At 63.9% G+C, this 14,879-nt stretch carries 14 protein-coding genes; all 14 read left to right on the top strand.

From position 1 onward, the window contains the following. Positions 1-4 precede the first annotated feature (4 nt). Positions 5-1,057 (top strand): WD40/YVTN/BNR-like repeat-containing protein, encoded by a 1,053-nt coding sequence (locus tag LPB072_RS03480; RefSeq protein WP_197508900.1) that lies wholly within the window; start codon positions 5-7, stop codon positions 1,055-1,057. Beyond that, the gene (locus tag LPB072_RS03475) at positions 1,054-3,483 is read left to right on the top strand and encodes an efflux RND transporter permease subunit (RefSeq protein WP_066091633.1); all 2,430 of its coding nucleotides are present in this window, start codon (positions 1,054-1,056) and stop codon (positions 3,481-3,483) included. Before LPB072_RS03480 ends, LPB072_RS03475 begins: the two co-directional genes overlap by 4 nt. A gap of 16 nt (positions 3,484-3,499) precedes the next feature. Beyond that, a complete protein-coding gene (locus LPB072_RS03470) occupies positions 3,500-4,495 on the top strand; it encodes a universal stress protein (RefSeq protein WP_066091629.1) in 996 nt (331 codons plus the stop codon). 79 nt (positions 4,496-4,574) lie between these two features. Then, the gene (locus LPB072_RS03465) at positions 4,575-5,534 is read left to right on the top strand and encodes a PDR/VanB family oxidoreductase (RefSeq protein WP_066091626.1); all 960 of its coding nucleotides are present in this window, start codon (positions 4,575-4,577) and stop codon (positions 5,532-5,534) included. A gap of 69 nt (positions 5,535-5,603) precedes the next feature. Continuing rightward, positions 5,604-6,764, top strand: coding sequence for an alpha/beta hydrolase family protein (locus LPB072_RS03460; protein WP_066091623.1), 1,161 nt, complete (start codon positions 5,604-5,606; stop codon positions 6,762-6,764). Between the two features lie 23 nt (positions 6,765-6,787). Beyond that, complete coding sequence (locus tag LPB072_RS03455; protein WP_066091620.1) at positions 6,788-7,729, top strand: VOC family protein; 942 nt, start codon at positions 6,788-6,790, stop codon at positions 7,727-7,729. Between the two features lie 29 nt (positions 7,730-7,758). Then, positions 7,759-8,109, top strand: coding sequence for a Rieske (2Fe-2S) protein (locus LPB072_RS03450; protein ID WP_066091617.1), 351 nt, complete (start codon positions 7,759-7,761; stop codon positions 8,107-8,109). After that, positions 8,106-9,236 carry an FAD-dependent oxidoreductase gene (locus tag LPB072_RS03445; protein WP_066091614.1) on the top strand — a complete coding sequence of 377 codons (1,131 nt, stop codon included), beginning with the start codon at positions 8,106-8,108 and terminating at the stop codon, positions 9,234-9,236. The genes LPB072_RS03450 and LPB072_RS03445 overlap by 4 nt, the downstream gene beginning before the upstream one ends. A gap of 14 nt (positions 9,237-9,250) precedes the next feature. Continuing rightward, positions 9,251-10,408 (top strand): MFS transporter, encoded by a 1,158-nt coding sequence (locus tag LPB072_RS03440; RefSeq protein WP_096349083.1) that lies wholly within the window; start codon positions 9,251-9,253, stop codon positions 10,406-10,408. Then, the gene (locus LPB072_RS03435) at positions 10,405-11,211 is read left to right on the top strand and encodes a cyclase family protein (RefSeq protein ID WP_066091612.1); all 807 of its coding nucleotides are present in this window, start codon (positions 10,405-10,407) and stop codon (positions 11,209-11,211) included. The genes LPB072_RS03440 and LPB072_RS03435 overlap by 4 nt, the downstream gene beginning before the upstream one ends. A 30-nt stretch (positions 11,212-11,241) precedes the next feature. Continuing rightward, positions 11,242-12,180 (top strand): MBL fold metallo-hydrolase, encoded by a 939-nt coding sequence (locus tag LPB072_RS03430; RefSeq protein WP_066091609.1) that lies wholly within the window; start codon positions 11,242-11,244, stop codon positions 12,178-12,180. Positions 12,181-12,308: 128 nt separating this feature from the next. After that, positions 12,309-13,247, top strand: a complete 939-nt coding sequence (locus LPB072_RS03425) for an MBL fold metallo-hydrolase (RefSeq protein WP_231943414.1) — start codon at positions 12,309-12,311, stop codon at positions 13,245-13,247. Between the two features lie 41 nt (positions 13,248-13,288). Next, positions 13,289-13,867: a cupin domain-containing protein gene (locus LPB072_RS03420; protein WP_066091603.1), complete on the top strand. Its 579-nt coding sequence runs from the start codon at positions 13,289-13,291 to the stop codon at positions 13,865-13,867. Positions 13,868-13,887: 20 nt separating this feature from the next. Further along, positions 13,888-14,871, top strand: a complete 984-nt coding sequence (locus tag LPB072_RS03415; protein WP_066091600.1) for a fumarylacetoacetate hydrolase family protein — start codon at positions 13,888-13,890, stop codon at positions 14,869-14,871. The last annotated feature ends 8 nt before the right edge of the window (positions 14,872-14,879 follow it).

The following is a 14,879-nucleotide window of genomic DNA, read 5'->3' as shown; positions in this document are numbered from 1 at the left end:
GTCCATGATGAAAAGCCTTTTGCCCATCGCAGTCGCCGCAGCGATGTGGTCCAGCCCGCTGGCGTCTTTCGCCGCCTCGGTGGGCAATGCCCTGCAACGCCCAGCGGTACAGGTGTCGCACCCCGAACGCGCCGTCCTGATGGCCGCCGCGCGGGCAGGGCAGCGCATTGTGGCCGTCGGGGAGCGGGGCATCATCATGTTGTCGGACGATGGCGGGGCGAAATGGCGCCAGTCCAAAGTGCCCACCAGCGTGTCCCTCACCGCCGTGCAGTTCGTCGACGACCGTCAAGGTTGGGCGGTGGGTCACGGTGGTGTGGTGCTCGCTTCGGCGGACGGCGGTGAAAGCTGGTCCATGCAAATGGATGGCAAGCAGGTCGCCGCGTTGATGCTCAAGGCGGCCCAGGCCAGCGGCGATGCCAGAGCCCAGGCCGAGGCCGAACGGCTGGAGGCCGATGGGCCCGACAAGCCGTTTCTGGATCTGAATTTTGTCGATGCCCAACACGGCATGGTGATGGGCGCCTACGGCATGGCTTTGTCGACCCAGGATGGCGGCAAAACCTGGATGCCCATCGGTGACCGCCTGGACAACCCGGGCGGCATGCACCTCTATTCGGTGAAAGCGCAAGGGTCCAGCATTGTGATCGCCGGTGAGCAGGGTCTGGCCTTGCTGTCGGTGGATGCTGGCGCCAGCTTTCGCCGCTTGAAAGTGCCTTATGAAGGCACATTTTTCCGCGCGGCCTGGCTGGGCGAGCGCTCGCTGCTGTTGGCGGGTTTGCGCGGTCAGCTCTGGCGCAGTGACGATATGGGCGAGGTCTGGACGCAAGTGACCTCGCCGGCGCCGGTGTCATTTTCGGCCAGCGCTTCGGCCGGCCAGAACTCTTTGTGGCTCGCCAACCAGGCGGGCGGTTTGTTTGAATTCAAGGCGGGGCAATTGAGCCCCGTGCGCCAGGTAGCGCTACCCCCTACCGCCGGCCTGCTGGCGCTGGACAAGAATCGATTGCTGGCCCTCACCGTGCGCGGCGCGGTGATTGTTCCCCTTTCTGGAGACCGCAAATGATCGCGCACACCGAGAGCAGCGCAGCGGCCCCATCCTCGCTGAGCGACTTTGACCACCAATCGGGCTCGCTGGTCGAGCGCCTGCTGTTCAACAACCGCAGGCTGGTGGTGTTCATCTGTTTGATGATCACCCTGGTGCTGGGATGGCAAGCTTCCAAGCTGCAGCTCAACGCCAGTTTTGAGAAAACGATTCCAGAGAACCACCCCTACATCCAGAACTACACCGCCAACGCATCGCAGCTCAGCGGGCTGGGCAACGCGGTTCGCATTGTGGTGGCCAATCCCAATGGCAGCATCCTGGACGCGCAGTACATGGAGACGCTGCAGAAGCTCAGCGACGAAGTGTTTCTGATGCCCGGCGTTGACCGCTCGCGCATGAAGTCGCTCTGGACGCCCAGCACGCGCTGGGTCGGTGTGACCGAAGAAGGGCTGGAAGGCGGTCCGGTGATTCCTGACCGCTACGACGGCGGTCCGGAGAGCCTGCAACGCTTGAAGACCAACATCCTGCGCTCGGGCCAGGTGGGCCAATTGGTCGGGCTGGACATGCGGTCGAGCATGATCTTCGTGCCCCTGCTCACGCAAGACGCCGATGGCCAGCCGCTGCAATACGGCGAGCTGTCGCTGCAGCTGGAGCAACTGCGCAGCCAATACGCCGGTGCCAATGTGGACATCCACATCACCGGTTTTGCCAAGATCGTGGGCGACCTGATTGAAGGTGTGCGCGCTGTCTTGCTGTTCTTCGCGATTGCGGTGGTGATCGCCGCTGTCATGGTGTTCACGTTCACCCGTTGCATTCGCTCGACCGGCCTGGTGGTGTGTGCCTCGCTGGTGGCCGTGGTCTGGCAGCTGGGTCTGCTGCCCCTGCTGGGCCAATCGCTTGATCCCTATTCCATCCTGGTGCCGTTTCTGATTTTTGCCATCGGCATGAGCCATGGCGCCCAGAAGATGAACGGCATCATGCAGGACGTGGGCCGCGGCATGCACAAGCTGCTGGCCGCGCGATTCACTTTCCGCCGCCTGTTCCTGGCCGGTTTGACCGCGTTGCTGGCCGACGCGGTGGGCTTTGCGGTGCTGCTGTCGATCGACATCCAGGCCATCCGAGAGCTGGCACTGGCGGCCAGCGTGGGCGTGGCTGTCCTGATTTTCACCAACCTGATTCTGCTGCCCATCTTGCTGAGCTACACCGGTGTCAGCGCCAGCGCGGCCGCGCGCAGCCTGCGCTCGGAAGCGGCTGAGCAGGCCGGTGGTTCCCGGCTCCCGCTCTGGCGCTTTCTCGACCTCTTCACCCAGCGGCGCTTTGCGACGATCGCGCTGGTGGTCGCCGCTGTGTTGGCCGCCGGGGGCTATGGCGTGAGCCGCCAGTTGAAGATCGGTGACCTCGACCCTGGGGCGCCTGAATTGCGCGCCGACAGCCGCTACAACCGCGATGTGGCCTATGTCAACGGGTCCTATGGCGCGAGCAGCGATGTGATGGCGGTGATGGTGGCAACGCCCGACGGCGCCTGCTCCGACTACGAAACGCTGAACAAACTCGACGCGCTGGAGTGGGAGGTTCGACAGATCGACGGCGTCGAGAGCACCAACTCCCTGTCCCTGCTCAACCGCCGTGTGTTGACCGGCTTGAGCGAAGGCAGCCCGCTCTGGTACGAATTCCTGCCCAACCAGCCGATGCTGAACACGGTCACGGCGGGCGCCCCTCGCACCGGCCTGTACAACGACAGCTGCAACCTGCTGACCCTCTACATCTACCTGCGCGACCACAAGGCCGACACACTGACCCGCGTGACCGGTGCGGTGGAAGCCTTCGCCGCGACCAACGACTCCGCCGAGGTGCAGTTCCAGCTGGCCGCCGGTTCGGCCGGCATCGAGGCGGCGACCAACAGCGTGGTCAAGGAGGCCTGGCGCCAGATGCTGTTCCTGGTCTACGCGGTCGTGTCGGTGTTGTGTTTCATCACCTTCCGAAGCTGGCGCGCTGTGGTGGTGGCGGTGCTGCCGCTGGTGCTGACCTCGTTGCTGGCCGAAGCCTTGATGGTGGGTCTGGGCCTGGGTGTGAAAGTGGCCACTTTGCCCGTGATTGCGCTGGGTGTGGGCATCGGCGTCGACTATGCGCTCTACATCCTGAGCGTGACGATGGCCCGGCTGCGCGCCGGCGACAACCTGTCCGAGGCCTATTACCACTCGCTGCTGTTCACCGGCAAGGTCGTGCTGCTGACGGGTGTGACGCTGGCCGCTGGCGTGATCACCTGGGTCTTCAGCCCGATCAAGTTCCAGGCCGACATGGGCTTGCTGCTGGCTTTCATGTTCTTGTGGAACATGCTCGGCGCCTTGATTCTGGTGCCCGCCCTCGCGCACTTCCTGTTGAAGCCGAGTGTGAAGAAGAGCAGCGTGACGCAAGAAGCTTTTGCCGCCCAACCGGCCACGACCTGACAACGGGATAAACACCATGTACAAACACCTGCTGGTACCCCACGACGGCACGCCGCTGTCTTTCGCCACCGTTGAACAGGCCGTTGCCTACGCCAAAGCGGTGGGTGCCCGGTTGACGTTTTTCCATGCCCGGCCCGATGTCGCGGCCAGCAGCCAGGGTGCGCTGCTGCATGCCATGTCGCCGCAGGACTTCGCCGACGCCGCTGCGGGCAATGCGCAGGCCTTGATGGCCCGCTCAGAAGCGGCTGCGCGCGCCGCTCAGGTGCCCTGCGATTCGGTCCTGGTCATCAGCGCCCGGCCGCACGAAGCCATCCTGGCGGCCGCCACCAGCGCGGGTTGCGACCTGATTTTCATGGCTTCGCACGGCAGGCGCGGCATCAAAGGTGCACTGCTGGGCTCGGTGACCCGAAAGGTGATGGAGGGCGCGAGCCTGCCGGTACTGGTCGCTGCGGTGGAGAGCAATCAGCCCCGATTGAGTGATGAGCAGACCGCGCTGGGCATCTTGCGCGACGAACACCGCTCTCTCGCAGCGGTCCTGCATGCCTTGCACACGCTGGTCAAAGAGCCCGCTGCGTCGCCAGACCCCGCCTTGTTGCGGGCCATGCTGTTCTACATCGAGCAGTTCCCCGAGCGGCTGCACCACCCCAAGGAAGATGCCCACCTGTTCAAGCGCCTGCGCGCCCGGACCGCTGACTGCAATGCCTTGCTCGACGAGCTTGAGCAGCAGCATGTGGCCGGCGCCGCGCAATTCGCCGCCATGCGCGGGGCACTGGAGGCTGGCGACATGGCGGCATTTGCGCAGCAGGTGCAAGCCTTTGAACAGCAGCAATGGCACCACATGGGCACCGAAGAAAAACTGGTGCTGCCAGCGGCCAGCCGCTACCTGACGAGCGACGACTGGCGCGACATCGCCGAGGCTTTTCAAGCGAACGGCGATCCCCGGTTCGGGTCCGGCGAGTCGTTTGATGACCTCGCCAGCCGCTTGCTGGACATGGCCAAGTCCCATGGTTGATGGTGCCGCTGCCGCGAGCCGCTGCTGAGCCGTCCGCCCCCCGAAAAACCCCAGTCGAACGACACACGGAGACTTTCAATTGAATTCCACCCGCCTCGTGCGCATCGCGCAGACGGCCGTTGAAGCGGTCGACATTTGCAGCTTCGAGCTGGTTGCTGCCGATGGGCAGGCGCTGCCGCCTTTCTCCGCCGGTTCGCACATCGATGTGCACCTCGACAACGGCGTGGTCCGCCAGTATTCGCTGTGCAACGCCCCGGGCGAGTCGCACCGCTATCAGATCGCGGTGCTGAAAGACGCACAGTCGCGCGGTGGTTCGGTGGCCATGCACGCGCTGGAAGCCGGCCAGTCGCTGAACATCAGCGATCCCAAGAACCACTTTGCACTCGACAAATCGGCGCAGCACAGCCTGTTGTTCGCTGGCGGCATCGGCATCACGCCCATCCTGTGCATGGCGGAGCGGCTGTCCCATCTGGGCGCCTCCTTCGAGATGCACTACTGCACCCGCTCGGCCGAACGCACCGCCTTTGTCGATCGCATCCGCGCCTCGGCTTTTGCAGACAACGTGCATCTCCACCACGACGAAGGTGCTGGCGCGCAGAAGCTCGACGCTCAGGCCGCCATCGGTGCACCGCGCGATGGCATCCACCTGTATGTCTGCGGGCCCACCGGCTACATGGACTGGGTGCTGAACACCGCGCGCGAACTGGGATGGCCCGACGAGCGGCTCCACCGTGAGTACTTTGCCGCCGCGCCGATCGACACCAGCCAGGACGGCAGCTTCGAGGTGCAGATCGCATCGACCGGCGCGGTGATCCGCGTGGCCGCGGAGCAAAGCGTGGTGGCTGCACTGTCCGAAGCCGGCATCGAAGTTCAGATGTCGTGTGAGCAAGGTGTCTGCGGCACCTGTCTGACGCGCGTGCTGGAAGGCACGCCCGCGCACCGGGACATGTTCCTCACCCCCCGGGAGCAGGCCAGGGGCGACCAGTTTCTCCCTTGCTGCTCTCGCGCCGAGAGCGCGCGGCTCGTGCTCGATCTTTGATCACTGGCAAGTCTTCATCAAGCGACGTCTCATCCGTTTTTCCGTTCAACAAGCTATCCAGGTCTTTCGATGTTCAAGTACTTCCCCACCAATTACCCCTGGAACCTCTCCGTTGATCTCGCCATTGAAATGGGCGCCCGCATCGGCGAAATCGAGGCCATGTGCGCCCCTTTGAAAGAAGCTTCACAAGCGCCCGATGCCGCCGGCACCCAGGCGTTTCGCGAAACCTGGGTCAAGATGGCCGACCAGTTGTGCGAGCTGGCCGAAGAAGATAAAGCCCGCGGCCGCTTGCTGTCGGCTGGCGAGAAGCTCAACCGCGCCGCCACCTACCTGCTCAGCGCCGAACGCTTGCAGGCCCATGGGTCGGCTGGGCGTGTGGCGCTGTACCAGCGCTTTCTGGAGGTGTTCGCCGAAGGCCTGCGCCTGAGCGGCGAGCGCTGCGAGCGGGTTGAAATTCCCTACGAAGGCAAACACCTGTCGGCGCTGTATGTGCCGGCCGAGGGCGTGAGCGGCAAGGCGCCGCTGCTGGTGCAAGTCAACGGCCTGGACTCCACCAAAGAAATGAAATACCGCGTGGGGTTGCCGATCTGGCTGGCCAAGCGCGGGGTGGCGTCCCTGATCGTGGACCAGCCCGGCACCGGCGAGGCGCTGCGACTGCAAGGTTTCACCGCGCGCCACGACAGCGAGCATTGGGCCAGCCGCGTGGTCGACTGGCTGGAGACGCGCGATGACGTGGATGCCCGGCGCATCGGCCTGGAAGGCGTGTCTCTCGGCGGTTACTACTGCCCGCGCGCCGTGGCGTTCGAGCCGCGTTTCGCCGCCGGCGTGATCTGGGGCGCCAACCACGACTGGCGCGATGTGCAAAAACGCCGCCTGGAAAAAGAGGGCAGCTTCCCGGTGCCGCATTACTGGTCGCATGTGATGTGGGTCTGGGGCGCGAAAGACATGGACGACTTCATGAAGATCGCAGAAGACGTGCACCTGGACGGCGTGGTCGAAAAGATCAAGGTGCCTTTCCTCGTGACCCATGGCGAGAAAGATTCGCAGATTCCGCTCAAGTGGGCGCACCGCACTTTCGAGCAGCTCACCAACAGCCCCAAGCGCGAGCTCAAGGTGTTCACCGACCGCGAAGGCGGCGTGCAGCACAGCAGCTTCGACAACTCCATCAACGCCGGTCAATACATCGCCGACTGGGTCGCCGAGACCCTCGGCGGGCGCACCGCCTCCTGAACCGAACCACGGAAAAACCCACCATGAACATCATCGGACCCGACACGCTTGTTTTTGGCGTCGACGACGTCGCCGCCTGCCGCCAATACCTCATCGACTACGGTTTGAGAGAGCTGGGCGGCGCGCGTTTTGAGGCCCTCGACGGCACAGGCGTCGAGATCTTCGCCAAGGACGACGCCTCGTTGCCACCCGCGATGGACACCGCCAGCATGCTGCGCGAGACCGTCTACGGTGTGGCCGACGTGGCGACGCTGGACGCCATCGAAACCGAACTCAAGCGCGACCGCGAAGTCACCCGCAGCGAAGGCGTGTTGCGCTGTGTGGACGACATGGGCTTTGCCCTGGCCTTCCAGGTCACCGTGCGCCGGCCCATCAACCTCGCCGCCGAAACGGTGAACGCGCCCGGTGCGGCGCCCCAGCGGGGGACCAATGTGGTGGCCGTCAACCAGGAGGCGGTGGCCTTGCCTCGCTCGCTGTCGCACGTGGTGTATTTCGTGCCGGACAGCGTCAGAGCCGAGGCTTTCTACACCCGCCTGGGCTTTGTCTGCACCGACCGCTTCACCGGCGCTGGCCCGTTTCTGCGACCCGCTGGAACCACAGACCACCACACGCTGTTCATGATCCAGACGCCGCCGTTCATGAAAGGCTGCGAACACTTCACTTTCCACATGGGTGGTCCGACCGAAGTCATGCTGGCCGGCACGCGCTTTGTCGAAAAGGGCTACCAGAGCTTCTGGGGTCCCGGGCGCCACAAATTCGGCAGCAACTGGTTCTGGTATTTCAACTCGCCGCTGGGCTGCCATGTCGAATACGACGCCGACATGGACCTGCACGACGACAGCTGGACCGCGCGCGAAGTGCCCATGAGCGCCGACGCGTCCCAGTTGTTCCTGTTTCAGCACCGCGACAAGTGGGCCCCCGGCGGCCCGCCTCCCGGAGGCAAACCCGGCGGTCCCAAGCCCTGACCCGGTCGCCTGGCGGAAAGAACACGGTCATGCGCTTGTGCCACATCGACGACTTGCCTGAGTCGGGTTCGCGCGGATTCGATCCGCTGCACACCGGGCAAGACAGCCTGTTGCTGGTGCGCAAGGGCCAACAGGTGTTTGCCTATGCCGACAGCTGTCCACACCACGACACGCCCATGGCCTGGCGCAAGGATGCCTACCTCAATGGGCAGGGCGACCGCATCGTTTGCGCCGCCCACGGTGCCCAGTTCGAGATCGAAACCGGGCGCTGCACCCTCGGACCCTGCCTGGGCCAAGCGTTGACCGCGCTGGCACTCAACATCAATTCACTGGGCGAGGTTTCACTCGCCGATGGTTATTTTCAGGAGACAAAAAAATGAACACTGCTGCGCAACGCATTCTTGTCATCGGCGGCGGCTTTTCCGGCATGGCCGCCGCGATTGAATTGCGCAAACAAGGCGCCGAGGTGGATCTCGTCGAGATCGATCCAGGCTGGCGCAGCTACGGCGCGGGCATCAGCCTCGGGGGGGCGACCATGCGCGCTTTCCGCCAACTGGGCATTCTGGAGGCCTTCATGGACGTCGGGTACGCGTCCGATGGCCTGAACCTCTGTTTGCCCCACGGCCCGAAGGTGGCCTCCCTGCCCACGCCGCGCCTGGCAGGCCCCGACGTACCCGGCAATGCCGCCATCATGCGCCCGGCGCTCGCGCGCATCATGGCCGAGGCGACGCGCGCCAGTGGCACCAACGTCTTTCTGGGCTGCACCTTCACCGAGATCGAGCAAGACGCGGAGGGCGTGGAGGTGAGCTTCACCGACGGCCAGCGCCGCCGCTACGACCTCGTGATCGGGGCCGATGGTCTTTACTCCAAGGTGCGTCAAACGGTCTTTCCCGATGCGCCCAAGCCGCGTTACAGCGGTCAAGCCGTCTGGCGCGCCGTGCTGCCCAAACCCGCCGATATCGACACCATCACCATGTGGATGGGACCCAAGATCAAGCCCGGCGTCAACCCCGTCTCGAAGACCGAGATGTACCTCTTCGTCACCGAGCCCCGGCCCACCAACGACCACGTAGACCCTGCCACCTTTGCGACCCACCTGCGCGACCTGCTCGCCGATTTTCCGGCGCCGGCGCTGCAGGCGATTCGCGCGCAGCTCAATGAGGATTCGCAAATCGTGTTCCGGCCGATCGAAGGCCTGCTGATGCCGCAACCCTGGTCCAGAGGCCGCGTGGTTTTGATCGGCGATGCGGTGCACGCCACCACGCCCCATCTGGCCTCCGGCGCCTGCATTGGCATCGAAGACGCACTGGTGCTGGTTGACGAGCTCACACGGGCCGAAGAGATGAGCGAAGCACTCGACGCTTTCCAGGCGCGGCGCTGGGAGCGTTGCCGCATGGTGGTGGAGAACTCGGCGCGCCTGGGCGAAATCGAGGTCGAGGGCGGCGACAAGGAAGAACACGGCCGCATCATGCGCGAGTCGATGATGGCACTGGCAGCACCCATTTGACAACGGAGACAACAATGATCAAGACAAGTTCGAAGCGCGGTCACATCGCGCTGATGGTGGGCCACTGCGCGGGCATGGTGGACCTGGTGGCCCTGCCTGTTTGGGTCGGGACACTGATTTCCCGCTACGGACTCGATCCGCAGCAGGCCGGCATGCTCGCCACCCTGTTTCTGGCCGGCGCCGTGGTGGCCAGCTTGCTGCTGGCGCCCAAGTTCCAGCGCCTCAACGGGCGTCTGGTGGCCACGCTGGGATTCGGCGTGGCGGCTGCGGCATTCTTCGGGGTATCCATGGTCAGTGACTTCGGCAGCATGGCCGCCTTGCATGGGCTCGCCGGATTTGCCGCGGGTTCCGCCTTGAGCGTCACGCATGGCACGATCGCGCGCAGCGAACGGCCCCACCGCCTGTTTGCCATTGTGGGCACGGCGCTGGGCGTCTTCGGCATCATCTTCATGGGCTCCACGCCGCCGCTGGTGGCTGCGGCCGGTGGCCCGATGCTCTTCGTCGTCTTCGCCGGCGTGATGGCCGTCGGCGCACTGGCGGCGCTGTTGGCGTTTCCCGTGGCCGATCCCGTGCCTGCGGGCCACGACAGTGCTGCAGCGGCCAAGCCTCTGTCGGCGGCCGTGTGGTTCGGTGTCGTGGGCATTGGCTGCATGGCCCTGGTGCAGGCCATGACCTTCAGCTTTCTTGAGCGGGTGGGCAGCGACCGGGGCTTTGGCCTTGCCGCCATCACCGGCGTGCTGATCGCCCTGGGTGTGGTCAGCATGATTCCGGCGCCACTGGCCGCGATGCTTGAAAAGCGTTTGCCGGCGCGCAGCGTGATGATGGCCGGGGCCGCTGTGCAGGCGATGCTGGTGGCCGTGATCATGAATTCACCCGCCTTTGCGCCCTATGCGATGGCGGCTTCCGTGTTTGCCGCGGTGATGATCTTCACCCACACCTTCGCCTTTGGCCTGATCGCCAGCCTGGACCTGAGCGGGCGCGCCTTGGCCGCCACGCCTGCGATGGTGATGATCGGCGCCGCCATCGGCCCGATTCTGGGGGGCACGCTGGTGAAGGCGTCCGGTTACAGCAGCTTGAGCATCGCGGCCCTGGTGATGGCCTGTGTTGCGGTGTTCTGCTTCTCTCGCATTCCCGTGGCCAAAGCTGCACCGCAACAAGGAGTCGCCGCATGACCAAACCCATCCGAACCTTTGTCGACCTGTCGATCTATCTGGAAAACGACGTGCTCTCCGATCCGCCTCCGCTGGCACCGAAGATCACCTACCAGAAACACGCCGACACCCTGCCCGAGTTCATGGCGATGATTCCCGGCACCACCGCTGAGGATTACCCCGATGGCGAGGCGGCCGCGGCCGAGTGGGTCACGCTGACCACGCACAACGGCACCCACCTTGACGCCCCTTGGCATTTCCACTCCACGCAAGACGCCAAGAACGGCGGTTCGCGCCCATCCATCACCATCGACGAGGTGCCGCTGGAGTGGTGCTTCCAGAGCGGTGTGAAGCTCGATTTCCGCCATTTCCCCGATGGCTATGTGGCCACGGCGGCCGATGTCGAGGCCGAGCTCAAGCGGATTGACCACGAACTGCAGCCGCTCGACATCGTGGTGGTCAACACCCGCGCCGGCAGTCGCTACGGCCACAACGACTATTTGGGCGCCGGCTGCGGCATGGGCTACGAGGCCACCATGTATTTGCTCGAACGCGGCGTGCGCCTGACCGGTACCGACGCCTGGAGCTGGGACGCGCCGTTTTCCTACACCGCCCAAAGAATCGCCGAGACCGGTGACAAGAGCCTGATCTGGGAAGGCCACAAGGCCGGCCGCGACATCGGCTATTGCCACCTCGAGAAGCTGCACAACCTGGAAGCGCTGCCCGCCAACGGCTTCACCATCAGCTGCTTCCCCCACAAAATTCGCGGCGCCTCCGCCGGCTGGACGCGCGCGGTGGCCATTTTCGAAGAACCGCAAACCTGATATTCAAGCTCAAAAACAATGGAGACAAAAATGAAACTGTTGAACTGCATCGCCGCTGCGGCAATGGGAGTGTTGATGCTGGGCAGTGCCCAGGCCGAAACCCGCTTGATCACTCTGGGCACTCAAGGCGGCCCCATGCCAGGCGCGACCCGCTCACAACCCGCCAACGCGCTGATCGTGAACGACCGTGTGTACCTGATCGATGCGGGCAACGGCGTGAGCCAGCAATTGGTCAAAGCCGGGCTGGACATCCGCAAAGTGGGTCACATTTTCATCACCCACAACCACGACGACCACAACGCGGACTGGGGCAACCTGATGGGCTTCCAGTGGGCCACCGGCCGCCGTCAGCCCACCCATGTCTATGGCCCCGCAGGCACCGAGCGCATGCTCAAAGGTTTTCTGGAATATTTCGGGCCCAATACCCGAATCCGCATGGCCGATTCCAAGGGCATGCAGCCGCCAGAAAAACAGTTCATGGCCCATGACATTGCGGGCGATGGCGTGGTGTACCGCGATGACCTGATCACCGTCACGGCCGCAGAAAATTGCCACTTTGGCAAAGATGGGGCTGGCGCCAGCGGTGCCGAGCATTCGTATTCCTTCCGCATCCAGACGCCTGACAAGGTGATTGTGTTCAGTGGCGATACGGGCAATTGCGATGCCGTGCTAGCTTTGTCCAAAGACGCGGACCTGATGGTTCACGAGGTGATCGATCTGGCGCTGATTGAAAAGGCTTTGATGGCGGCGATGCCGGCGCATTTTGCGCAAGGCCTGATGCGCCACATGCGCGATGAGCACACCACGGCCGAAGACGTGGGCCGCCTGGCCAAAGCCGCTGGTGTGAAACAGTTGGTGCTCACCCACATCATTCCCGGTCAGGAAGAGCCCGACAGCACCTATCTGGACCCGGCAAAGAAGCACTACGACGGCCCAGTGACCGTGGCCCGCGACTTGATGTCGTTCTGAAGTTTTTAGATTGGAGAAGCGCGGTCATCAAAAATCGCCTCCTCGCGAAGAAAAGCACTGCGCGCGTTCACAAGCCGATGGCGTATGAAACGCCTCTTTGAAGAACCCACAACCTCTGGAGACAAACCGTGAAATTTTTGAAATGTATGGCTGCTGCGGCGCTGGGCGTGTTGATGCTGGGCAATGCCCAGGCCGAGACGCGCGTGATCACGCTGGGCACCCAGGGTGGCCCCTTCCCCAGCGCCACGCGGGCGCAACCGGCCAATGCGCTGGTGGTCAATGGCCGCGTCTACCTGATCGACGCGGGCAATGGCGTGAGCCAGCAACTGGTGAAGGCGGGTCTGGACCACCGGCAGGTGGGGCAGATTTTCATCACCCACAACCACGATGACCACAACGCGGACTGGGGCACGCTGATGGGTCAGCAGTGGGCCACCGGCCGCCGCAAGCCCACCCATGTGTATGGCCCCGCAGGCACCGAGGAGATGCTCAAAGGGTTCATGGCATTCTTCAAAACCAATGCCCGGATCCGCATGGCCGACACCAAGGGCATGGTGCCACCCGAAAAGCTGTTTTTTGCCCACGACTATGCGGGCAATGGTGAGGTCTATCGCGATGACCTGATCACCGTGACCGCCGTGGAGAACTGCCACTTCGCCAGCGCCAAAGAAGGGCCTGATGCTCTCGACCATTCCTACTCCCTGCGTTTTCAGACGCCCGACAAGGTGATCGTGTTCAGCGGCGACACCGGCAAGTGCGCGCCTGTGGTGGACCTGGCCAAAGGCGCCGATCTGTTGATCCACGAGGTGATCGATCTCGACCTGATCGAAAAGGGATTGTCTGCATTGATGCCACCTGCCGTTGTGGCCAGCCTGATGCCTCACATGCGCGACGAGCACACCACGGCCGAAGATGCGGCCCGCCTGGCGAAAGCGGCTGGCGTGAAAGCGCTGGTGTTCACCCACGTCATCCCTGGCAGGGATGAGCCCGACAGCGCGTACCTCGATCCGGCGAAGAAACACTACGATGGTCCGGTGACCGTGGCCCGCGACCTGATGTCGTTCTGATTTTCTTGCCCCACCGGGTGCTGATGTCGAAGGGAGCTGCAATGAAATTTTCCGCTATCCACCGCGTGGTCACAGGGCACGATGCCGACGGCAAATCGGTGGTTGTCAGCGACGGCCCGTTGCCCACCGTTGTGGAGATCGCATCCATCCCGGGAACGGTCTTTCACGAAGTGTGGTCCACGGTGGGAGCGCCCACACCGGTGGGCAATGATGCCGACCCGACCGCGGCTCCTTTGACGCTGCGTCCGCCTGAGCGGGGGACCCGGATACGGTTTGTGGATATTCCGCCGGACACAGCCGATTTTCTCGCCCATGGGGCGGCCTCCATGCAGCAGGCATTCAACCAGATTGGCGATGAGGCAGCCTCCACGGTGCAGGCGAACTCGCCACACCCTTTGATGCACCGCACCGAGAGCGTGGACTACGGCGTGGTGATCGAAGGGGAGCTGACCCTGGTGCTCGACGACTCTGAAGTGTTGCTCGGGCCCGGCAGCGTGGTGGTGCAACGCGGCACCAACCACGCCTGGGCGAACCGCTCCGGCCAGCTGTGCCGGATGCTGTTTGTCCTGGTCGACGGCCAATACACCCCTTCCATCGCCCAAGCGCTGGGGACCTCCTGAAACCCATACAGAAAGACACGATGAAATTTGCAAGCCTGAAAAATGAAACACCCGACGGGCAGCTGGTGCTGGTGTCGCGTGATGGAAAATTCGCTGTGGTGGTGCCTGAGTTGGCAAGCAGCCTGCTGGACGCCATGCAGCGCTGGGACGTCGTGGCACCGGGCCTTCAGCAGCGCTACGAGGCATTGAATGCTGGTGAACTGTCCGACACCTTTGCCTTTCAGCCCACCGCTTGTGGCGCGCCGTTGCCGCGGTGTCCACAGTGGCTGGACGCGTCGGCGTTCCTGAACCACGGTCGCTTGATGGAGCAGGCTTTCAACACGCCACCCATCCCCGACTTCGACACCATCCCGGTGATGTACCAGGGCGCCAGCGACGATTTTCTGGGGCCAACCCAGGACGTGCCTCTGCCCAGTGAACAGGACGGCATTGATTTTGAGGGCGAGTTTGGCGTGGTGGTGGGCGCGGTGCCCATGGCCGCAACGCCCGAGCAGGCGCTGGCCTGCGTGCGCCTGGTGGTTCAGATCAACGACTGGAGCCTGCGCGCGCTCGGGCCGCGCGAGATGAAATCGGGCTTCGGTTTTCTGCAAGCCAAGCCTTCCACGTCTTTCGCACCGATTGCCGTGACCCCGGACGAGCTGGGCGCTGCCTGGCGCGATGGTCGGGTGCAGATGCCCTTGCATGTGCTGTGGAACGGTGAACGCTTCGGCGAACCTCATGGTGGCGAAATGAATTTCTCCTTCGGTGAGCTGGTGGCCCACGCGGCGCGCAGCCGCAAGCTCACGCCGGGCTCCATCGTGGGGTCGGGTACGGTTTCGAACAGTGCACGCAGCGCAGGCTCGGCTTGCATCTCGGAACGGCGCGTGATCGAGAAAATCGATCTGGGCGACATCAAGACCGGCTTCATGAAGTTTGGCGACCGTGTGCGCATGCAGGCGAAATATGACGACGGACGCGAGGGCCCGTTCGGCGTGATCGACCAGCGCGTGGTTGCCCCGAACTGATCGCAGGA

This window comes from Hydrogenophaga crassostreae, from assembly GCF_001761385.1.
GTDB classification, from domain to species: domain Bacteria; phylum Pseudomonadota; class Gammaproteobacteria; order Burkholderiales; family Burkholderiaceae_C; genus Hydrogenophaga; species Hydrogenophaga crassostreae.
This window is presented reverse-complemented; position numbering and strand designations above follow the sequence as displayed.